The sequence below is a fragment of the Paenibacillus agaridevorans genome, from assembly GCF_003112455.1.
In the GTDB taxonomy this organism is placed as follows: domain Bacteria; phylum Bacillota; class Bacilli; order Paenibacillales; family Paenibacillaceae; genus Pristimantibacillus; species Pristimantibacillus agaridevorans.
This window is the reverse complement of sequence record NZ_BDQX01000069.1, coordinates 68493-69378: the sequence shown is the minus strand read 5'-3', so window position 1 is coordinate 69378 and position 886 is coordinate 68493. Positions and strand designations below refer to the sequence as shown.

1 protein-coding gene is annotated in these 886 nt (G+C 58.9%); it reads right to left on the bottom strand.

Going from position 1 to position 886, the window contains the following annotated elements; translation table 11 throughout:
• Window positions 1–93: 93 nt before the first annotated feature.
• On the bottom strand, window positions 94–886 hold a 793-nt coding region (locus PAT3040_RS07685; protein WP_219930249.1), incomplete at its 5' end, for a four-carbon acid sugar kinase family protein.

Here is an 886-nt window from a genome sequence, read left to right as displayed (position 1 = left end):
CAAACGTTTTTGGACTTAGCGATATTTCATTTGACCCACAGGAAGGAAACAATGTCTTACAACATGACTTAGCTAAAGTGAAATTGAGTTAATTCATTTGTTTGCAGAATAACTATTTAAAGGAAAGTGGTGTCTCCCCCGGTCAGAATGACGCCTTGCAGCTCCGTCGAATCCATGCATTCGGAAGCCGCCAAACCGAGCAGCGATGCGATTCGGTTCGACACTTCGGCCGCCTGCAATCCTCTCGCGGCACCGCTCGAGCTCCCGGTCGCAGCCTTCGTCGGAAGCCATGGCCACGACGGCGTCGAGCTCCACGGCCTTTGTTCGCGGGCATTGATTGAACGCGGCAACCTGGCTCTGCGTAATCTTGGAGATGCTGCCCGCAACCAATAGTACGGGTTTCCCCCTTTCGGGGACGACACGTGACAGGCGCTCGTGCGCTCCGCGGCCTCTCGCGAGCGCGAGCGAATCCGGCAGGCATTCCGCGAGACCGGCCGAGCCTGCCCATAGCATCCGTCCCACGCCTGCCGCCGCGACGTCGGCGATTCGCCGCAAATCCTCGTCCGAGACGGCGTCGCATACGATGATTTCGATGCCGCTCCGAAGCAGCTCCCCGATTCGCGAGCTAGCGCCCGCTCGCAGCACTTCCAGCGGGAGCAGTCCCGCTTGCCGTTGCGATTGGGAGGCCAGCAGCTTGACGAGATCGGCTTCGGCGACGGGAGATTTGGGATCCTTAGCGGTTTCCGTCCGGTCGATCCGTACATCGTTCACATAATGAATGCCGTTTCGGGTCGTCCTTCCGATCTTCGGATAGGCGGGTGCAACCATGATGCAATCCACGGGAATGGCATCCGCGACGGCGTCAATTTCCGCGCCGAGATTGCCT